Source organism: Cellulomonas chitinilytica (assembly GCF_016862675.1).
GTDB classification, from domain to species: Bacteria; Actinomycetota; Actinomycetes; order Actinomycetales; family Cellulomonadaceae; genus Cellulomonas; species Cellulomonas chitinilytica.
The window spans coordinates 51,914-70,828 of record NZ_BONK01000005.1; the positions used below are offsets into that span (position 1 = coordinate 51,914).

The 18,915-nt window shown below is 74.3% G+C and carries 19 protein-coding genes; 10 read left to right on the forward strand and 9 right to left on the reverse strand.

Annotated elements, in window-relative coordinates; translation table 11 throughout:
* The first annotated feature begins 74 nt into the window (after positions 1–74).
* The 4 genes from Cch01nite_RS08545 to Cch01nite_RS08560 are packed head-to-tail and all read left to right on the forward strand — an operon-like array spanning position 75 to position 4,407.
* Positions 75–1,346, forward strand: a complete 1,272-nt coding sequence (locus tag Cch01nite_RS08545; RefSeq protein ID WP_203751352.1) for an MFS transporter — start codon at positions 75–77, stop codon at positions 1,344–1,346.
* A 57-nt stretch (positions 1,347–1,403) separates the two neighbouring features.
* Positions 1,404–2,663: an endo-1,4-beta-xylanase gene (locus Cch01nite_RS08550; RefSeq protein WP_203751355.1), complete on the forward strand. Its 1,260-nt coding sequence runs from the start codon at positions 1,404–1,406 to the stop codon at positions 2,661–2,663.
* Positions 2,664–2,669: 6 nt separating this feature from the next.
* Complete coding sequence (lgt, locus tag Cch01nite_RS08555) at positions 2,670–3,536, forward strand: prolipoprotein diacylglyceryl transferase (RefSeq protein WP_203751358.1); 867 nt, start codon at positions 2,670–2,672, stop codon at positions 3,534–3,536.
* Positions 3,537–3,558: 22 nt separating this feature from the next.
* Positions 3,559–4,407: a TrmH family RNA methyltransferase gene (locus tag Cch01nite_RS08560; protein WP_203751362.1), complete on the forward strand. Its 849-nt coding sequence runs from the start codon at positions 3,559–3,561 to the stop codon at positions 4,405–4,407.
* Between the two features lie 26 nt (positions 4,408–4,433).
* Here Cch01nite_RS08560 and Cch01nite_RS08565 read toward each other — a convergent pair whose 3' ends face one another.
* Positions 4,434–4,940, reverse strand: a complete 507-nt coding sequence (locus Cch01nite_RS08565) for a GNAT family N-acetyltransferase (RefSeq protein WP_239070130.1) — start codon at positions 4,938–4,940, stop codon at positions 4,434–4,436.
* A gap of 198 nt (positions 4,941–5,138) precedes the next feature.
* On the opposite strand from Cch01nite_RS08565, the gene Cch01nite_RS08570 reads away from it, so the two are divergent.
* A complete protein-coding gene (locus Cch01nite_RS08570; RefSeq protein ID WP_203751365.1) occupies positions 5,139–5,876 on the forward strand; it encodes a TY-Chap2 family putative peptide chaperone in 738 nt (245 codons plus the stop codon).
* Positions 5,866–6,582, forward strand: coding sequence for a TY-Chap2 family putative peptide chaperone (locus Cch01nite_RS23035; protein ID WP_373309904.1), 717 nt, complete (start codon positions 5,866–5,868; stop codon positions 6,580–6,582). The genes Cch01nite_RS08570 and Cch01nite_RS23035 overlap by 11 nt, the downstream gene beginning before the upstream one ends.
* Positions 6,583–6,659: 77 nt before the next feature.
* On the opposite strand, the gene Cch01nite_RS08580 is transcribed toward Cch01nite_RS23035, so the two are convergent.
* Both Cch01nite_RS08580 and Cch01nite_RS08585 read right to left on the reverse strand, forming a co-directional pair.
* A complete protein-coding gene (locus Cch01nite_RS08580) occupies positions 6,660–7,154 on the reverse strand; it encodes a phosphohydrolase (protein WP_239070133.1) in 495 nt (164 codons plus the stop codon).
* On the reverse strand, positions 7,151–7,378 hold the full coding sequence (locus Cch01nite_RS08585) for a hypothetical protein (RefSeq protein ID WP_203751370.1): 228 nt from the start codon (positions 7,376–7,378) through the stop codon (positions 7,151–7,153). Before Cch01nite_RS08585 ends, Cch01nite_RS08580 begins: the two co-directional genes overlap by 4 nt.
* Before the next feature lie 213 nt (positions 7,379–7,591).
* Here Cch01nite_RS08585 and Cch01nite_RS08590 point away from each other — a divergent pair, with 213 nt between their 5' ends.
* Positions 7,592–8,128, forward strand: coding sequence for a hypothetical protein (locus Cch01nite_RS08590; RefSeq protein ID WP_203751372.1), 537 nt, complete (start codon positions 7,592–7,594; stop codon positions 8,126–8,128).
* Here Cch01nite_RS08590 and Cch01nite_RS08595 read toward each other — a convergent pair.
* The 6 genes from Cch01nite_RS08595 to Cch01nite_RS08620 all read right to left on the reverse strand — a co-directional run bounded on the left by Cch01nite_RS08595 (position 8,116) and on the right by Cch01nite_RS08620 (position 12,320).
* Positions 8,116–9,099, reverse strand: a complete 984-nt coding sequence (locus tag Cch01nite_RS08595) for an ADP-ribosylglycohydrolase family protein (RefSeq protein WP_203751374.1) — start codon at positions 9,097–9,099, stop codon at positions 8,116–8,118. The two genes, Cch01nite_RS08590 and Cch01nite_RS08595, sit on opposite strands and share 13 nt — an antisense overlap.
* A gap of 158 nt (positions 9,100–9,257) precedes the next feature.
* Entirely contained in the window at positions 9,258–9,884 is a 627-nt protein-coding gene (locus tag Cch01nite_RS08600) for a 4'-phosphopantetheinyl transferase family protein (protein WP_239070194.1), read from the reverse strand.
* Positions 9,885–9,949: 65 nt separating this feature from the next.
* A complete protein-coding gene (locus Cch01nite_RS08605) occupies positions 9,950–10,546 on the reverse strand; it encodes a YbaK/EbsC family protein (protein ID WP_203751388.1) in 597 nt (198 codons plus the stop codon).
* On the reverse strand, positions 10,543–10,947 hold the full coding sequence (locus Cch01nite_RS08610; protein ID WP_203751391.1) for a hypothetical protein: 405 nt from the start codon (positions 10,945–10,947) through the stop codon (positions 10,543–10,545). The genes Cch01nite_RS08605 and Cch01nite_RS08610 overlap by 4 nt, the downstream gene beginning before the upstream one ends.
* Before the next feature lie 133 nt (positions 10,948–11,080).
* Positions 11,081–11,626 (reverse strand): YbhB/YbcL family Raf kinase inhibitor-like protein, encoded by a 546-nt coding sequence (locus tag Cch01nite_RS08615; protein WP_203751394.1) that lies wholly within the window; start codon positions 11,624–11,626, stop codon positions 11,081–11,083.
* 7 nt (positions 11,627–11,633) lie between these two features.
* On the reverse strand, positions 11,634–12,320 hold the full coding sequence (locus tag Cch01nite_RS08620) for a Pr6Pr family membrane protein (RefSeq protein WP_203751397.1): 687 nt from the start codon (positions 12,318–12,320) through the stop codon (positions 11,634–11,636).
* A gap of 270 nt (positions 12,321–12,590) precedes the next feature.
* Here Cch01nite_RS08620 and imuA' point away from each other — a divergent pair, with 270 nt between their 5' ends.
* From imuA' to Cch01nite_RS08635, 3 genes are read left to right on the forward strand one after another with little or no spacing between them, the layout of a single operon-like run.
* Complete coding sequence (gene imuA', locus Cch01nite_RS08625) at positions 12,591–13,502, forward strand: DnaE2-dependent mutagenesis accessory factor ImuA' (protein WP_203751400.1); 912 nt, start codon at positions 12,591–12,593, stop codon at positions 13,500–13,502.
* Positions 13,499–15,235 (forward strand): DNA polymerase Y family protein, encoded by a 1,737-nt coding sequence (locus tag Cch01nite_RS08630; protein WP_203751403.1) that lies wholly within the window; start codon positions 13,499–13,501, stop codon positions 15,233–15,235. Before imuA' ends, Cch01nite_RS08630 begins: the two co-directional genes overlap by 4 nt.
* Positions 15,228–18,914: an error-prone DNA polymerase gene (locus tag Cch01nite_RS08635; protein WP_203751404.1), complete on the forward strand. Its 3,687-nt coding sequence runs from the start codon at positions 15,228–15,230 to the stop codon at positions 18,912–18,914. Before Cch01nite_RS08630 ends, Cch01nite_RS08635 begins: the two co-directional genes overlap by 8 nt.
* Position 18,915: the final 1 nt, after the last annotated feature.

Here is an 18,915-nt window from a genome sequence, read left to right on the forward strand (position 1 = left end):
CGGCCGGCGCCGCCCCGACTCACCCGGGACCTCGGGCTGCCGGGGCGGCGCCGGCCGGCACGTAGTCTGCGCGCATGGCTCCACCCACCCCGCGCCTGCGCCGTGACCGGCTGACGGTCACCCTGTACGGCAGCTTCATCGTGTGGGGCTGGCTGCTCTACAGCTTCAACCCGAGCGTGCCGCTGCTCGCCGACGACCTCGGGATCAGCAGCGCCCAGGCGGGGCTGCACGGGACGGCGATGGCGCTCGGCGGGATCGTCGCCGCGTTCGTCGCGCCGTGGCTCGTGCGCAGCCGCGGGCGACGGGCAGCCCTCGTGTCGTCGTGCCTGCTCATCGCGGTGAGCGTCGTCGCGATGCTCGGGGCCGCGGGCCTCGCGTGGAGCCTGACCGCGATGCTGTTCCTGTCCCTCGGCGGGAACGTCGCCATCGCGGCGGCCCAGCCCGGCCTCGTCGCGCACCACGGACCTGCCGCGTCGGCAGCCGTGACGGAGGCGAACGGTGTGGGCGCGAGCGTCGGGCTCGTCGGCCCGCTCGCGGTGGGCGCTGCCGTCGCGCTGGGTTGGGGGTGGCGGCCCGCGGTCGCCGTGACCGCGGTGCTCGCGGTGGCGAGCGCGCTGCTGTACGCGCGGCTGCCCGTCGGCGGTGCCATGACGCCGCCGCGTGCGCGGGGCCCGGAGGCCGACGAGGTCGTCGCCCTCGTCGTGGACCTCCCGGTCGCCGCGCCCGTGCCGCCGCCGCGTCGCCGGGCACGTGTCCCGGCGTGGTGCTTCCTCGCGGCCCTCGTCGCGGGTGTCGCCCTCGAGTTCGCCACGACGTACTGGTCCACCGACCTCGTCCGCGAGCAGACGGGGGCCGGCGCGGGGATCGCGGCGGCCACGACGGCCGGGCTCGTGCTCGGCATGGCGGTGATCCGGTTCGTCGTCGGACCGGTGTCGCTGCGCGTGTCGCCCGCCCTGCTGCTCGCCGGCTCGTTCCTGGTCTCGATCCTCGGCTGGGCGGTGCTGTGGACCGCGACCTCGCCCGGTGTCGCGATCGCGGGGCTCGTCGTCGCGGGCCTCGGGTACGGCGCGCAGTACCCGCTGTCGATCTCGCTCCTGCTCGCCACCGCCCCGGGCTCCGGCGACCGGGCGCAAGGACGGGCGACGTTCGCCGGGAGCGTCGCGGTCGGTGTCGCGCCGTTCGCGCTGGGGGCGCTCGCCGACGCGGTCGGTGCGCACCAGGCGTTCCTCGTCGTCCCGGTGATCGCCGTGCTCGGGGCGCTCGCCGCCGCTGCGGGTGGCCGGCTCCAACGTGCGGACCGGGCGGCCGAGGCCGACGTCACACCGGTGCCGGACCGCGTTCGATAACGATATCGACGTCTGGCAGGGTGTGCGTCGACGACGACGCATCGACAAGGAGACGGCATGCACCACCACCTGGACCACGCCCCGAGCGGCGCGGCCGACCCGACCCTGCGGCACCGCGTCGCGGACGTCACCCTCACCGTGCTCGGACCGGACGGGCGGCCGCTCGCGGACACGCCCGTCGTCGTCGAGCAGCGTCGTCACGCGTTCCTGTTCGGGTGCACCGGGTTCGAGCTGATCGACCTCGCGAACGGCTCGTCGGACCCGGCCACCGAGTCGCTCGCCGACCTCTGGCTCGGCCTGTTCGACGCCGCGACGCTGCCGTTCTACTGGGGGCGGTTCGAGCCCGTCCGCGGCCGGCCCGACACGGCACGCATCAAGGCGACCGCGCAGTGGTTCGCCGACCGGGGCGTGCGGGTCAAGGGCCACCCCCTCGTGTGGCACACCGTCCAGCCGCAGTGGCTCCTCGAGCTCTCCCTGGACGAGATCGAGAAGGTGCAGCGCGACCGGATCCACCGTGACGTCCGGGACTTCGCCGGCCTCATCGACACGTGGGACGCCATCAACGAGGTCGTGATCATGCCCGTCTTCGACAAGGAGGACAACGGGCTGACGCGGCTCGCCTGGGACCGGGGACGCGTCGAGGTGATCCGGCTCGCGTTCGAGTCGGCCCGCGAGACGAACCCCGGCGCCACCCTGCTGCTCAACGACTTCGACATGTCGACCGCGTACGAGTGCCTCGTCGAGGCCGTGCTCGAGGCCGGCATCCAGGTCGACGTGCTCGGCCTGCAGAGCCACATGCACCAGGGCTACTGGGGCGAGGAGAAGACCCTGCGGATCCTCGAGCGGTTCTCCCGGTTCGGCCTGCCGATCCACTTCACGGAGTCGACGCTGCTCTCGGGCGAGCTCATGCCGCCGGAGATCGAGGACCTCAACGACCACCAGGTCGACTCCTGGCCGTCGACGCCCGAGGGGGAGGAGCGGCAGGCCGACGAGATCGTGCGGCACTACCGCACCCTCATGTCGCACCCGTCCGTGCACGGGTCCACCTACTGGGGGCTGCCCGACACCGGTGCGTGGCTCAACGCCCCGGCGGGCCTCGTCCGGCCCGACGGGACGCCCAAGCCCGCCTACCACGCGCTGCGCCGGCTCGTGCGCGAGGAGTGGTGGCTCGCCCCGACCACGCTCGTGACGGACGCCGACGGCCACGTGCCGGTGTCCGGGTTCCTCGGGGACTACGCGGTGACCGCCGACGGCCGGTCGGCGACGTTCGCGTTGACGACCCCCGGTGCCGGGACGGTGGCCGCCCGGCTAGCCTGACGGGTCGTGGTCATCGCCGCGATCCCGAGCCCGTCGCAGGGCGTCTGGCACCTCGGACCCCTGCCGGTCCGCGGGTACGCCCTCTCGATCCTCCTCGGCATCGTCGTCGCCGTCTGGATCGCCCGGCGGCGCTGGGCGAGCCGCGGCGGCGACCCGGACACCGTGCTCGACATCGTGTTCTGGGCGGTGCCGTTCGGCATCGTCGGAGCCCGGCTGTACCACCTGGTCACGTCGCCCGACGAGTACTTCGGCCCCGGCGGGCACCCGTGGCGGGCGCTCGCCGTCTGGGAGGGCGGGCTCGGGGTCTGGGGCGCGATCTCGCTCGGCGCGGTCGGCGCCTGGATCGGTGCGCGCAGGGCCGGCGTGCGGCTCCCGCCGTTCGCCGACGCCGCCGCCCCGGCCTGGCTCGTCGCGCAGGCGATCGGACGCCTCGGCAACTGGTTCAACCAGGAGGTCTACGGCGCACCCACCACCCTGCCGTGGGGGCTGCGGATCGACGACGCGCACCTACCCGCCGGGGTCGCGTCCGGGACGCTGTTCCACCCCACGTTCCTCTACGAGATGGTGTGGACGCTCGGGGGTGCCGCCCTCGTGGTCTGGGCCGACGGGCGGTTCCGGCTCGGTCACGGCCGGGCGTTCTGGCTCGCCGTCATGGTCTACACCAGCGGCCGCCTCTGGATCGAGCTGCTCCGCATCGACCCGGCGCACCACGTGCTCGGGCTGCGCCTCAACGTCTGGACCTCGATCGTGGTGCTGACCGGCGCCCTCGTGGCGTTCGTCGTGACCGGACGCTTGCACCCCGGACGCGAGTCGACGCTCCTGCGCGACCCACCGGCGGCCGGCGTGGTGTCGCCGGCCGCGCACGAGGGGTGAGCCCGGCTGGGAGGATGGGCGCGTGCCACGCCCCGACCTGCAGCCCGTCACCGACCCGTCCGACGAGCGGCTCGCCGACTACGTCTCGCTGACCGACGTCGCCCTGCGGTCCAAGCACGAACCCGCGAAGGGCCTGTACATCGCGGAGAGCTCGACCGTGCTCGGTCGGGCGCTCGCCGCCGGGCACCGGCCCCGGTCGGTGCTGCTCGCGCCACGGTGGGTGCCCGACCTCGAACGGATGCTGGCGTCCCTGCCGCCCGACGACCTCACCGTGCCCGTGTACGTCGCCGACGAACCCGTCCTCGAGGCGATCACCGGGTTCCACGTGCACCGGGGCGCGCTCGCGGCGATGCACCGGCCGGCGCTGGCCCCGGTCGAGACCGTCCTGCAGGCAGCCCGTGGGGGAGCCGGTGCGCGTCGGGTGGCCGTGCTCGAGGACGTGGTCGACCACACCAACGTCGGGGCCGCCTTCCGCTCGGCGGCCGCGCTCGGCGTCGACGCGGTCCTCGTCACACCCCGCTGCGCCGACCCGCTGTACCGACGGTCCGTCCGCGTGTCGATGGGCACCGTGTTCCAGGTGCCGTGGACCCGCATCGACCCGTGGCCCGACGGCATCGCGCTCCTGCGCGACGCCGGGTTCGTCACGGCCGCCCTCGCGCTGTCGGACGACTCGATCACGCTCGACGCCCTCGTCGCCGACCCGCCCGAACGGCTCGCGATGGTGCTCGGGGCCGAGGGGCACGGGCTCAAGCCGCACACCGTCGCCGAGTCCGACCTCGTGGTGCGCATCCCCATGGCCGGTGGGGTCGACTCGCTCAACGTCGCGGCCGCCGCGGCGGTGGCGTTCTGGGCGACGCGGGTGCCCGCCTGACCGCAGCACCGGTCGCCGCGACCCACCTAGCGCGCCGGCGGTCTGCGGACCATCCGCACCTCACGCACACCCTCGTCGACCTGGCTCGTCCCGTCCGCGACGAAGCCGTGCTTCCGGTAGAACGCCTGGGCACGCGGGTTCGGGTCGGCGACCCACAGTGCGGCCGACACCCCGGGGTCCAGCACGGCCGTCAGCAGGGCGGCACCCGCACCCGAGCCGTGGGCCGTCACGCGCGTGTAGAGCGCGTACAGCTGCCGGTCCCACGTGGCGTCGTCGTCGAGGGGAGGACCGGCCAGCGCCAGACCGACGACCTCGTCGCCCCGTTCGGCGAGCGCGGCGGTGCTCTCGCGATACCGGTCCTCGGTCAGGAGCCTCGTCCAGAACCGCTCACGGCGGGCGAGGAAGCCGGGGTCGTCGAGCACCTCGTCCCGCATCAGGCCCCGGTACGTCTCGCGCCACGACTCGACGTGCACGCGTGCCAGCGCGGGGACGTCCGCCAGGGCGGGCGCCCGCACGACCACCGGCGACGTCACGTGCCGATCCTAGGAGCGCGCGCCGCGGGCGAGCGTGACCGCCGTGACGGCGAGACCCCGTGGTCGTACGTCCCCGGCAGCCCGAGCGGGGTGATGCTGCGTACTTCACGTCCGACTCGGCCTCCGGGAGGTGCAGGTTCAAGGACGCCGCCGAACCTTCCGACACAACCTGGAGAACCTTCCCCGTCAGGAGTGGCTGTGCCCGTTGCTGAAGACGTCGACCTCGAGGAGTACCGGTTTGCCGATCGGCACACGGCTGCTCGTAGCTGGGCGATCGCGGCGGCACTGACCAGACGGCACCCGGACCTGCTCGTCAACAGTGTCGTCGACGAGGAAGGCGCTCAGCTGCTCATCGTCCACGACGCCAGCGAGCAGCTGCGGATCCAGTTCGACCACGTCGCCTGGATCCAGTTCAACACGTCCGACGGCCACGTCGACCACCTCTACTGGGACGAGGTCTTCGCGGCCACCACGGCCGACGTCGTCGACCGCATCGAACGAGCAACCGGGCTGCAGAAGTGGACCGGAGCAGACGTTCCCAGCGTGGTCATGGGTCATGCACCCGCCTGCCACGGCACGTTCGCCACCCTCCTTCGCGCGCACGCGTACAGCACCCCAGCGCTGACGATCCGCCAGGTGCGATGCGGCCCCCACGAGGACGACGTCGAGAGCGAGCTGCTCGATCGCTTCGAGTGCCACGGCGAGATAGCAGACGCGATCGACCTGTACTTCTCTCGATGCCAGGAGCACGGCCGGTGGTACTCACCCGTGTGGGAGCTGGCGGTCGACCTGGAACCGGTCGCGCTCGTCTCCACCGTCACAGGTCACGCATTCCTTCCCGGCGCCCGCAAGGTCGACCTACGAGGACCAGGGCACGTGCACGTCGCCGTCGCCCATCTGAGCCGCGCGATCTGGGGGTCCACCGATGACCAGTGAGACCGACGAGGTCGATCTCGCCGCACCCACCCGCAGGCACACGCAGGCTGTCACCTGGGCGATCGCCGCACAGCTCACCGCCGCGCACCCAGACCTCGTCCTGGACCGGCTCCCGACGGGCGCTGACGACACCGACCTGCTCCTGCGTGCCCGACTCCTGGACGAAGGCGGGACGTTCGCAGTCTCCGACGAGCCCGTTCTGACCTTCCGACACAGCACCGGCATCACCGTCCGGTCAGCCGGCGAAGTCGAGACGATCGACTGGTTCGACGTGTTCGCCCAGTCGTTCCCCGACGTCACGACCGATGTCCTCGGCGAGGCGATCGGACGGCACCACAGGGAAAGCGATGCGCCCGGCGATCTGGGGCTCGTCCACGACTTCGTGGCGACGATCCTCGCCGTGACCGTCGACGACGAGCACGAGTGGTCGGTGCACTACACCCCCCGCGAGTGGCACGGCACCCAGATGCCGGGCTGCCACCTCAGCCGCGACGGGCTCGAAGCCGCGCATGTCACGTTCACGGGGCGCCACCGTCCACACGGCGCCGGGACGCTGCGGCTCACGACGCGGATCGACACGCCGTTCTGCGCTCTCCCGCGCGGGCCGTACGAGCCGCCCGTCAACCTCTCCGAGCTGTTTCACGACTGCGATCACGACATGCTCGCGACCGTCATCACCGCACTGGGCACACGGATCGGCGCCTGACCGACACCACCGACCCCCGATCGGCCTCACAGCTGCGACAGGCAGGCACCCGACGGGCGATCAACGCCGACTTCAGGTCAGTTCCCGAGCAGGTGCAGCGCGTGCCGGTACTTCGCGGCGAGCCGCTCGCGGGACTCGGCGTCGAGCAGGTGCGTGCGGTCGGGGTCGGTGTTGTGGCGGATGTCGGACAGCTTCACCGCTCGCGCGGCGGGGTGTGCCGCGATCCGCCGGTAGTAGTCGTCGCCGTCGTCAGGTCCGCGGGTCAGGAGTTTCACGACCTCGATGACGTCGTCATGGATGCCCGCTCGCGCGAGCAGGTTCGCGTCGACCGAGGTGTCCTCGATGACGTCGTGCAGCCACGCCGCGCAGTGCTCGAGCGTCTGCTCCTTCGGGTCGAAACGAGCAGCGACCGCCGCAGGGTGACCGATGTACGCGACGCCGAGCTTGTCGATCTGGCCCTCGTGCGCGACGACGGCGACCGCTTGTGCGCGGGCCACCTGGTCGATCCGTCCCTCGACGGACAGCTCGTCCATCGGTCCGCGGGCCCACGTCGTGAGGTCGATCCCGGTCACGCGCGCTCCTTCAGGTAGGCGACGACGTCGGGCCAGGTCGGACGGGTGCCACCTGGGCCGAAGTGGATGACTTCACCCCCATGCTCGGGGAACCGGTCGGCACCGTTCTTGTGCGGGCGGTCGTCCACGAGGAACTCGCCACGAAAGACGTCATTCGTGACCGGGCTCCAGTGCCAGTCGACGTCTCCCAGTTGCCATCGGTGCGGCACCGAGGATCCCTTCACGTGTCGGCAACCTTCCCGGCACCCTACTCACCGGCTTTGACGCACACATGCAACGGATCGGCAGTGCATGGCGATCGTGAGTGGTGGCGGCGCGACGTGCGAACGACCCGACGGACGCCGCGCGGCCACCGACGTCACACGGCGCAGCCCTCAAGGCGGGCGGTCTGCGCGACGAGTGTCATGACAGACGAACGAGCATGAGTGAGGTGCGACATGGTCTCGACCCAAGCCCTGAGCAAGCCTGGCGCCTCGGAGCGGCCTGAGCTGTTCCACACCGCCGACGGCACGCGCCGGCACCTGAGGTTCTGCTCGCACTTCTCCGACACGCCGGCGGACCGGATCCTCGAGGCTGCCGTCGACGACGGCCGGCCGCTGTGCGAGTGGTCGGCGGCCGAGATCGCGGGGCAAGGGCAGACGCGGTTCGAGACCCTCGACGAGGCCCTCGAGGCCTATCGAGCGCCGCTCGAGAATCGTGACCGGATGCGTGAGGTCGCCGCCGGGTTCACGTACGACAAGGTCTGGATGCCCAACTCCGGGTCGTACGTGGCGATCGCCGTGGAGGGGCAGAACGCCCTCGCCTACTTCGGCAAGACGTACCTGTGGACCGCCGCCGGCGGCACCGAGACGTTGACGGGGTACGTCGCGGGAGCGGGTACCGGGCCGGCCTCGACCCGCACGCAGGACGAGCGCACCTGCCCGACGCACCACCTGTCGATTCCGGCGACGGGCGTCTGCGACTACTGCGCCTGAGTCACCGTCCGACCGCAGGGTGAGTGCCGCCGGGTCGCGGCGCGTTCGGCGAGGTGGACCAGGTCGTCGGCCCGGACGCCCGGCCAGCCGTGGAGGAGGGCCCGCCACGGTCCCGGTACGCCGGACCCGCCATGGACGGCGCCGGCCAGTGCGCCCGCGATCGCAGCGACGGTGTCGGTGTCGCCGCCGCCGCGGACCGCTCGCTCGAGCGCGGCGACGACGTCGGCGCTGCCGGCGACCGCCGTGAGCGCCGACTGGAACGCCGCCACGATCCAGCCGTTGCGACCGGTGTGGTCTCGCGGGTCGGCCTCGGGGCGGAGCGCCTCGTCGACGAGGGACGCCCAACGGTCCCGCCGCGCGGCGGGGATCCAGGCCACCTGCCCCCGGACGTCGAGCTCGCCCGTCAGGATGGCGTGCCGGATCGCCAGGCACCAGATCGCGCAGGCGTCGGCGTTGTCGTCCTCCCAGTGGGTGAGCTGGGCGACCCGGGTCGCGGCATCCACGAGGGCCGGCTCGTCGCCGTCACCGAGGTAGCCGAGCGCCACGGGTCCGGTCCGCATGAGCGATCCGTTCCCCGCGCTGCGTCCCGTGCGCTCGTGCTCCGCACGTGCCGACGCGCGGGCGGCGTCCTCGGTCGTGACACCGCCCAGCCCGTGCAGCACGCGTGAGGTCTGCGCGCCGACGTCCAGCGACGTGCGCGACCACTCGAGCCACTCGCCGGCGATGCGTCCGAGCACCGCGGCGTCGCTCAGGGCGTCGCCCCGGGCCAGGGCCTGCAGCAGCGGGACCGCCATCGACGTGTCGTCGGTCCACTCGCCGACGCCGTGCCCGAAGTGGCCCACGCCGAACTCGACCCGTCGGTCGTCGGCGAGTGCGGGGCCGAACTCGTACTGGGAGCCCAGTGCGTCACCGGCCGCGGAGGCCAGGACGGCGCCGACGGCGCGGTCGAGCTGGGCGGGGGACAGGTCCACGGCGTCTCCGGGTCAGGTGAGGGGTCGACGGGAGCGGCGGCCGCCCTCCACGCCGACAAGTGTCCACGCATCCCGGCGTGGCGGGGGACAGGCAGGTCGGACGGCGCGCGGACCGGCGCATCGAACGTCCAGGTGCGGTCGTGTCCGGGTGCCGGAGCTCACCTCAGGGCGAGCGTCACCGCCGTCACGACGAGACCGCCGCGCGCCGCCCACCGGCCGTGCAGCTCGTCGACGCCGAGCCCGTCGCGCCCGATACGGGCGACGAACGTGCCGTCGCCCAGCCGCACGTCGACGTCCTCGAACCCCAGCCACGTCCGCACCTGCGGGTACCAGACCTTGTAGACCGACTCCTTCGCCGAGAACAGCACCCGGTCGGGGCAGCGTGCGGGGTCGACGGAGCGCAGGGCCTCCCGCTCCGTCTCGCTCATCACGAGCGGTCCCACCCCGTCGGGCAACGGCGCGAGGACCTCGGCGTCGATCCCGACGGCGACCCACTCGTCGGAGCGGGCCACGGCGGCGGCCCTGTACCCGTCGCAGTGCGTCATGCTGCCGACGACGCCCGGCGGCCACACGGGGGCCCGGTCGGGGGCGGACGGGATCGGGCCCGCAACCAGGCCGAGACGGCCGAGCGCGGTGCGGGCGCACGCCCTGACGGCGGCGTACTCGGCGCGGCGGGCGGGGACGGCGCCGGCGACCGCGACGGCCTCCTCGGGGAACAGCGGCGCGACGTCCGGGGGGCCCACGTGCTCCTCGACCTCGATGCCCGCCGGGAGCACGGATCGCATCACGCGCCCAGTCTGGCAGGCGGTCCGACGGCGGTCCGGCAGGGACGAGACGCGGCGACGGCTCGTCAGGGCAGCGCGAGCCCGTCGACGACCTCGACGCCGGGCGCCCGGCCCAGCAGCGCACCCGGGAGGGCCAGCTTCGAGCGGCGCAGGCCGCTGCCGATCACGACGTCGCCGCCCGCACCGGGCTCCTCGACCGTCACGCGGGCGTCCACGAGGACCCGGTACGTGCCCGGCAGCCCGAGCGGGGTGATGCCGCCGTACTCCATGCCTGACTCGGCCGTCGCGCGGTCCATCGGCAGGAACGAGGCCTTGCGCACGTCGAGCAGCCGCTTGACCGCGTTGTTGACGTCCGCCCGGGTCGTCGCCCGGACCACGGCGGCGGCGATGCGCTCGTCGCCCTCGCGTCGACCGGCGACGAGCACGCAGTTCGCGGACGCCGCGGGCGGCAGCCCGTACGCCTCGGTGAGCGCCGCCGTGTCGGCGAGGTCGGGGTCGATCTCGGTGACGAGCACCGCGCCGGCGGCGGCCGGGTCGACGTCCGCCCACCGGCGCAGGTGGGCGAGCGTGCTCGGTGCGAGCAGGTCCGGATGGTCCAGGGCGGGTGCCCAGGTCAGCGCGCCGCCGGCGAGGAACGTCGTCGGCTCCTGCTCGGCGGTCACGGCGTGTCCGTCGGTCGGGGAGCCTCGTCGACGGCGGGCAGGATGAGGCGCAGGTCCGCGGTCCGGACCAGCCCGGCCCGGTGACCGGTCCGCGCGTCCGCCTCGTCGACGAGCCGGTGCAGGGCCACCAGCAGCCCGCGCTCGCGGGCCAGGGCGACGACCGCCCGGTTCTCGTCGTGCCCGAGCTCGTCGTCGCGCCCCGTCAGCTCGCCGAGGCGGCGCATGAGGACACCCGACGAGAACGCGATCCGGTCGAGGGCGTACGTGCCCCGTTCGAGCAGCTCCTGGTCCGACTTGCTGTCGAGCTGGACGTGCGCCAGCCACTCCGCCAGGGCCTCGAGCGCGGCGACGTCCTCGGAGAGCCGTTCATGGTTCGGGCCGAGCCCTTCGGAGAACTGCATGGGCGTCATTGTGCACACCGCCGTGCGCGCCGCGGGGAGGACGAGGCGTCACGTTCGTCACGGGGCGCGCGGACGACCCTGCGGACGACCCTGCGGACGACCGGGCGGACGACCGGGCGGACGACCGGGCGGTTCACGACGTCCGGTACGTGCCGACCAGGACGGCGCGCGCGAGCGTGTGGAACACCGCGGCGGTGCTGGCCTTGCCGGGCAGGGTGTCCCGGTCGAGACCCATCGAGGGGACGTCGAGCGCGCTCACCACGAAGAAGTACCGGTGCACCTGGTCCCCGGGCGGGGGAGCGGCCCCCCGGTAGGCGGCGACGCCGTCGTCGCCGCGGAGCTGGAACGCCCCCCGCGGGAGGTGCGCGCCGTCGGGCGTCCCGATCCCCTGAGGCAGCTCGGTCGTGGACGCGGGCACGTCGACGAGGGTCCAGTGCCACCACCCGGCCGGACCCGGTGCGTCGGGGTCGAAGCACGTGACGAGGAACGACCGTGTCTCGGGCGGGAAGCCCGACCAGGCCAGGTGCGGCGAGACGTTGCGGCCCGCCGCGGTGTTCGTGTGCACGTCGGGGACCCGTTCGCCCTGCCGGACGTCGTCGCTGCGCAGCTCGAACGCGGGCACCGCGGGAAGCAGGGAGTAGGGGTCGGGAGCCACCGGTCGGGTCAGGGAGGCGGTCATCGCGACATCATCGCGCGGGCTCCGGGACGTCGCTCGGTGACGCTGCCGGCGGGGCCGCGGCGTCGTCGTCCCGGCGCCCCAGCACGGCACGCGCGGGCAGCAGACGGTCGACACCCACGACGACCAGCCCGAGGACGAAGAACCCGACGCCGTAGACCAGCACGTTGAGCATCAGGCCGCCGTAGCCGAGCTCCGAGACGTCGACGAACCCGTACGGGTAGTCGCTGCCCGGGCTCACCACGCCGCGGACCGTCGTGAACGCGCAGTACGCCACCGGGTACAGCAGCCACCAGGCGGCGTTCCGGACGCGCAGACGGCGGTGCGGGACCATCAGCACGAAGTGCAGCGTCGTGGCGATCGGCGTGAGGCGGTGCACGATCTGCGCCTTCGTCAGCCCGAGGGCGATGATCTCCTCGCCGGGCGGCGACGGGTCGAGGATGAAGTACGACACCAGCCCGGTGATCAGCAGGAACAGCGTGACCGCGCCGAACACCCACGTCGGTGGGTCCGGGCGCCGGGCGAACGCCGTCGCCGCACCCCAGAGCATCGCCAGCGCCATCAGCAGGTTCGACTGGTTGGTGAAGTAGACGTAGTCCTCGACGGTGAGGTGCAGCCCGGTGCTCGGTCTCCAGAACAGGGCGACGAGCGTGATCGCGGCCAGCGCGAGCCGGTAGAGACCCACGACGACGGTCATGCGAGTCCTTCCTCCGTGGTGCGCCACCCCGCCTTCGGGTGGCCGGGCACCGGCGACGCTGCCGGGCGTGCACGACGGTAGTGCAGGTCACGGACGGGCGGTGCCCGGTGCGCGCCCGCTGATCGGGTGAGCGTGGCCGGCCGGATTGACAGTGCGTGGAGTGTCAGCGTTCACTGAGATACTCGAACAAGCGTTCGATCATCGTGTCCGATCTCGGTAAAGCTGCAGGTCAGGACGTTGGTCGCTGGTGAGGACCGGGAGGAGGCCGACATGTCGACGAGCACGCTGTCCCGGGAGGACCGTGCCCTGCTGGCGCGTGCGGTGCTGGCCCGGGCCGAGCTGCGCACCGGTGCGCGCAGCACCCGGACGGGCACCGACGGGCGGTCTGGCGCCGCCGGTGCCGCCACCGCTGCGGTCGTCGTCCCGCCCGCCGTCCCGCCCGTCGTCCCGGTCACGGCGGACGCGTCCACGGACGACGACGAGCCGCCCGCGCTGGCGCTCGTGGAGCCGCTCCCGGACGAGGCACCGGCCGCCCGGCCCACCAGCCTCATCACCACCGAGCGCCCTCCCATGCCCGTGCCGCCGCCGCTGCTCCCGCTGCTGCCCGACGGCCTGCGCCGGGGCGCCACGACCGCGGTGCTCGGGTCCACCTCGCTCGTCCTGACCGTGCTCGCGCACGCGTGCGCCGGCGGCTCCTGGGCGGCCGTCGTCGGTCAGCCCACCATCGGCCTGCTCGCGGCGGCGCAGGCCGGGGTGGCGCTCGACCGGCTCGCGGTGGTGCCGCGCCCCGGTGCGGAGGCGCCCACGGTCGTCGCCGCGCTGGTCGACGGCATGGACGTGGTGGTCGTCGGGCCCGAGGCGGCGCTGACCGACGCGGACCGTCGTCGCCTGTCCGCGCGAGCCCGGGACCGTGGCGCGGTGCTGCTGTCGACCGTCGACTGGCCGGGTGCCTCGACGGTCCTCACGGTCGAGGCCGGCCGCTGGACCGGTGCCGGGGCGGGGGACGGGCGGCTGCGCACGCACGAGCTGCGGGTCACACGGTCGGGCCGCGGCAGCTCGGCGACACCCCTGTCCGCGGACCTCACGCTGCCGCTCGGCGCGGCGGACGACCTCGTCGTGGCCGGACGCGCGGACGACGACGCCCCGGCGACGTCGGCCCCCGGGCTGAGGCTCGTCGGATGAGCACGCGCACCACCGTGCTCTGGGTGCCCGACTGGCCCGTCGTCGCCGCGGTCACCGCCGAGGAGGTGCCCCCGCACCTGCCCGCCGCCGTGCACGACGGCCAGCGGGTCACCGCCGTCTCCGCGCTCGCGCGCGCCGAGGGGGTCCGGCGTGGGATGCGCCGACGCCAGGCGCAGGGCTGCTGCCCCGAGCTCGTCCTGCTCACGGCGGACGACGCACGGGACGTGCGGCTGTTCGAGCCGGTCGCCACCGCCGCCGAGACGGTCGTGGCCGGCATCGAGGTGGTCCGCGCCGGGCTGCTCCTGCTCCCCGCCGGTGGCGCCAGCCGGTACCACGGGTCGGAGGACGGCCTGGCCGAGCGGCTCGTCGACGCCGTCGCCGCCGGGTCGGGCCACGAGTGCGCGGTCGGGACCGCCGACGGGCTGCTCGCGGCCGTCCTCGCCGCCCGCACGGGTGCCGTGGTGCCGCCTGGGGCGTCGCCCGCGTACCTCGCCCCGCTCGGCGTCACCGAGCTCGTGCACGTCGCCGTCACGGACGAGGTCGCCGCCGACGTCGCCGAGCTCGTCGACCTGCTGCACAGGCTCGGCCTGCGCACCCTCGGCCAGCTCGCCGCGCTGCCCCCGGCCGACGTGCACGCCCGCTTCGGCCGGCTCGGCACCTGGGCGCAGACCCTCGCGCGCGGGGACGACGAACGCCCGCCCGCCCGTCGCCGCCCGGAGCCCGACCTCGAGGTGGGCACCGAGCTCGACCCGCCCGTGGACCGCGTCGACACCGCCACGTTCGCAGGCCGCCGCCTCGCCGAGGAGCTGCACGAGCTGCTCGTGCGGCAGGCCGTGACGTGCGGGCGCCTGCAGATCGCCGCCCGCACCGACGAGGGCACCGACCTGGTGCGGACGTGGCGCACCGACCTCGGCGGCTGGGGCGGGCTGACCCCCGCCCGCATCACCGACCGCATCCGCTGGCAGCTGGAGAGCTGGCTGTCCACCACGGCCGTCGAGACCGCCCGTGCCCGCGCACGCGACGACTCCGCGACCCGACGGCGACGCCGGCCACGGTCGCAGGACCCGTGGGCGCACGACGACCTCCCGGTGCCGGACCCGTGGCCCGACGACGACACGCACGCCGTCACCCTCGTCCGCCTCGTCGTCACCGCGCTCGACGTGGCGGCGGCCGGCGCCGAGCAGGGACGGCTGTGGGGCGGCCCGTCGGGCGGCGACCTGCGCGCGCACCGCGCCCTCGACCGCGTGCAGGGCATCGTCGGGGGCGGCGGCATCCTCACCGCGACGCTGCAGGGCGGCCGGGACGTCCGCGAGCAGGTGCACCTGCGCCCGTGGGGCGAGCAGACCGAACCGCCGCGCCCCCTGGACCGCCCCTGGCCCGGGCGGCTGCCCGAGCCCGCCCCCGCGACCGTGCTCAGCCCGCCGTGGCAGGCCGAGGTGCGGGACGCCCTCGGCCTGCCCGTCCGGATCGACGCGCGCACCGGGCTGCAGGGGGAGCCGGCGACGGTGCTCTGGTCACCGGCCGAGGGCGAGCGGGAGGCGCGGACGGTCGTCGGGTGGGCCGGGCCGTGGCTCCTGGGTGCACGGTGGTGGACCGCAGAGGCACAGGCGGGACCTCGAGCAGGGGTCCCCGCCGGGCTCCGGGCGCACGTGCAGGTGACCCTCGACGACGGTCGCGCCCTGCTCCTCGCGTGCGGCGCGCAGGGGTGGACCTGCGAGGCGACCTATGACTGACCGCCGGGCCGAGCCTCTCACCGCCGGCCGTCCCCGGTACGCCGAGCTGCACGCCCACTCCGCGTTCAGCTTCCTCGACGGCGCCAGCCAGCCGGAGGAGCTCGCCGCCGAGGCCGCACGCCTGGGCCTGACGGCGCTCGCGGTCACCGACCACGACGGCCTCTACGGCGTCGTCCGGTTCAGCCAGGCGGCCAAGGCCGTCGGGATGCCGACCGTGTTCGGTGCGGAGCTCCACCTGCCCGCGCCGGACGGCCGGCGCCACCCGCACGAGCGCACGCGGGCGACCCCGGGTCTGCCGGTCCTCGACCCGCCGACGGGCATCCCCGACCCGCGCGCCTCCCACCTGCTGGTGCTCGCCCGCGGGCCGGACGGGTACCGGGCGCTGTCCCGGTCGATCGCCGAGGCGCACCTGCGCACCGGCGAGAAGGGCGCCGCGGACTACCGGCTCGAGGAGCTCGCCGCGAACGCGGACGGGCAGTGGCTCGTCCTCACCGGCTGCCGCAAGGGGGCGGTGCGTCGGGCGCTCGCGGGCGGTGACCCGTCGGGCGTCGCCGGTGTGGCGCCCGGCGGTCTCGACGCCGCGCGCACCGAGCTCGACCGGCTCGTCGCGCTGTTCGGCCGCGGCAACGTGGCGGTCGAGGTGACCGCCACCGGGGACCCGTACGACTCCGAGAGGGCGGACGCGCTCGCCCGGTTGGCCGCCGACGCCGGCCTGCCGCTCGTCGCCACCGGGAACGTGCACTACGCGACCCCTCGGGACGCCGATCTCGGGGCCGCGCTGGCCGCGGTGCGGGCGAGGTCGTCGCTCGACGACCTCGACGGGTGGCTCCCCGGCGGACCCGTCGCCCACCTGCGGTCGGCCGCCGAGATGCTCGCCCTGCACCGCCGCCACCCGGCGGCGGTGGGCACGGCCGCGGACCTGGCGGCCGAGTGCGCGTTCGACCTGTCGCTGGTCGCCCCCGAGCTGCCCCCGTACCCGGTGCCCCCCGGGCACACCGAGGCCACCTGGCTGCGCGAGCTCGTCCGTCAGGGGGCGCTCGAGCTGTACGGGCCGCCGGAGGACGAGCGTGTGCCCGGGGCGTACCGGCAGCTCGCCCACGAGCTCACCGTGATCGAGGACCTGGGGTTCCCCGGGTACTTCCTCGTGGTCTACGACCTGGTGAGGTTCTGCCGGGACAACGGGATCCTCGCGCAGGGCCGCGGGTCGGCGGCCAACTCGGCGGTCTGCTACGCCCTGCGGGTCACCGCGGTCGACGCCGTCAAGCACGGGCTGCTGTTCGAACGGTTCCTCGCCCCGGAGCGGGACGGGCCGCCGGACATCGACGTCGACATCGAGTCCGCTCGCCGCGAGGAGGTCATCCAGTACGTCTACGAGAAGCACGGCCGGACGCACGCCGCCCAGGTCGCGAACGTCATCTCCTACCGGCCCCGGTCGGCGGTGCGGGACGCCGCGCGGGCGCTCGGGTACGACGCCGGGCAGCAGGACGCGTGGGCGTCGTCGATCGAGCGGTGGGGGAGCCTGCGGCCGTCACCCGCGGTGGTCCCGGCACCGGCCTCCGCCGCCTCGTCGTCCGCTGCCTCGTCGTCCGCTGCCTCGTCGTCCGTGGCGAGCGAGGCGACGTGGACCCCGACGCTCGGCTACGGCGGCCGGCCCAGCCGCCCGCACGTGGGTCATGCCGGTCCGGTGCCGGGGACCGTCACCACCCCGCGCGCCGAGCGCACGCGGAACCGGGCGTCGATGTGGGGCAACACGTGGGAGCCGCCCGCCGTGCTGCGCGCACCGAAGGGCACGGAGATCCCCGGGCTGGCCACGGCCGACGGGCACGACGTGGTCCCCGCGCTCCTGCCCCCCGCGGCGAGCGACCTCGACGAGATCCCCGCGCAGGTCATCGACCTGGCCGACCGGTTCCTGCGGCTGCCGCGCCACCTCGGCATCCACTCGGGCGGCATGGTCATGTGCGACCGCCCGGTCATCGAGGTGTGCCCGGTCGAGTGGGCGCGGATGCCGGGCCGCACGGTGCTGCAGTGGGACAAGGAGGACTGCGCCGACGCCGGACTGGTGAAGTTCGACCTCCTGGGCCTCGGCATGCTGACCGCGCTGCGGATCGCGTTCACGTCCGTCGAGCAGCACGAGGGCGAGAAGCTGGACCTGCACGCGCTGCCCGACGAGGACCCCAGGGTGTACGACCTGCTGAGCGCCGCCGACACCGTCGGGGTGTTCCAGGTGGAGTCCCGCGCGCAGATGGGCACCCTGCCGCGCCTGCAGCCGCGCACGTTCTACGACATCGTCATCGAGGTCGCACTCATCCGTCCCGGTCCCATCCAGGGCGGCTCGGTGCACCCGTACATCGAGCGCGCGCACGGCCGGCAGCCCGTCAGCTACCTGCACCCGCTGCTGGAGAAGTCGCTCGCCAAGACCAAGGGTGTCCCGCTGTTCCAGGAGCAGCTCATGCAGATGGCGATCGACGTCGCCGACTTCACGCCGGCGGAGGCCGACCAGCTGCGCCGGGCGATGGGCTCCAAGCGGTCGACCGAGCGGATGGAGGCGCTCAAGGAGCGGCTGCTGTCGGGGATGGCGAAGCACGACATCACCCGCGAGGTCGGCCTGCAGATCTTCGACAAGCTCAAGGCGTTCGCCGACTTCGGCTTCCCGGAGTCGCACGCGTACTCGTTCGCGTTCCTCGTGTACGCCAGCGCGTGGCTGAAGGTGTACCACCCGGCCGCGTTCTACGCGGGGCTGCTCGCGGCGCAGCCGATGGGCTTCTACTCGCCGCAGAGCCTCTCGGCGGACGCCCGCCGGCACGGTGTCGAGGTGCTGCGCCCCGACGTGCAGGTGTCCGACGTGCAGGCCTGCGTGGAGCGCACCGGCCCGACGCCCGAGGGCGGTGAGCCGTTGCTGGTGCCGGCGCCCAGCGGCACGGGCCGGGCGCCGGCGGCCGGGGTGCGGACGTCGGCAGCGTCGGGCGTGCACCGGTCGCTCGCGGTCCGGCTGGGGCTCGCGTCGGTGCGGTCGGTGGGGGAGGACGTCGCGCAGCGGCTCGTCGACGAGCGTGCGGCGCGCGGCCCGTTCGTCGACCTGCGGGACCTCGTCCGTCGGGTGCAGCTGACCACCGCGCACCTCGAGGCGCTCGCGACGGCCGGTGCGCTCGACTGCCTGGGTGTGACGCGCCGGGAGGCGCTGTGGGCGGCGGGGGCACTAGCGCAGGAGGGGCCGGACACGTTGCACGGCGTCTCCGTGGGGGTGGCGGCGCCGATGCTGCCCGGGCTGAGCGACGTCGAGATCGCGACGGCCGACGTGTGGGCCACGGGCGTGTCCGTCGACTCCTACCCCACGCAGTTCGTCCGGGAAGGGCTCGACGCCGCGGGGGTGCTGCGCGTCGAGGAGGCGTACCGGCACGAGGTCGGTCGCCGGGTGGCCGTCGCCGGGGTCGTGACGCACCGGCAACGGCCGGGGACGGCGGGCGGTGTGACGTTCCTGTCCTTGGAGGACGAGACGGGGCTGCTCAACATCGTCTGCTCGGCGGGCCTGTGGCAGCGGTTCCGGCGGGTCGCGCGCACGTCGAAGGCGCTCGTCGTGCGCGGCCGTCTGGAGCGGTCGGACGGCGCCACCAACCTCGTCGCGGAGCACCTGGTGCCCATGTCGCTCAAGGTCAGGAGCTCGTCGCGCGACTTCCAGTGAC

Coding starts and splice junctions, on each gene's coding strand:
- Cch01nite_RS08545 (WP_203751352.1), top strand. CDS start 75: ATGGCTCCACCCACCCCGCGCCTGCGCCGTGACCGGCTGACGGTCACC.
- Cch01nite_RS08550 (WP_203751355.1), top strand. CDS start 1,404: ATGCACCACCACCTGGACCACGCCCCGAGCGGCGCGGCCGACCCGACC.
- Cch01nite_RS23035 (WP_373309904.1), top strand. CDS start 5,866: ATGACCAGTGAGACCGACGAGGTCGATCTCGCCGCACCCACCCGCAGG.
- Cch01nite_RS08590 (WP_203751372.1), top strand. CDS start 7,592: ATGGTCTCGACCCAAGCCCTGAGCAAGCCTGGCGCCTCGGAGCGGCCT.
- Cch01nite_RS08600 (WP_239070194.1), bottom strand. CDS start 9,884: ATGCGATCCGTGCTCCCGGCGGGCATCGAGGTCGAGGAGCACGTGGGC.
- Cch01nite_RS08610 (WP_203751391.1), bottom strand. CDS start 10,947: ATGCAGTTCTCCGAAGGGCTCGGCCCGAACCATGAACGGCTCTCCGAG.
- Cch01nite_RS08615 (WP_203751394.1), bottom strand. CDS start 11,626: ATGACCGCCTCCCTGACCCGACCGGTGGCTCCCGACCCCTACTCCCTG.
- Cch01nite_RS08620 (WP_203751397.1), bottom strand. CDS start 12,320: ATGACCGTCGTCGTGGGTCTCTACCGGCTCGCGCTGGCCGCGATCACG.
- imuA' (WP_203751400.1), top strand. CDS start 12,591: ATGTCGACGAGCACGCTGTCCCGGGAGGACCGTGCCCTGCTGGCGCGT.
- Cch01nite_RS08630 (WP_203751403.1), top strand. CDS start 13,499: ATGAGCACGCGCACCACCGTGCTCTGGGTGCCCGACTGGCCCGTCGTC.
- Cch01nite_RS08635 (WP_203751404.1), top strand. CDS start 15,228: ATGACTGACCGCCGGGCCGAGCCTCTCACCGCCGGCCGTCCCCGGTAC.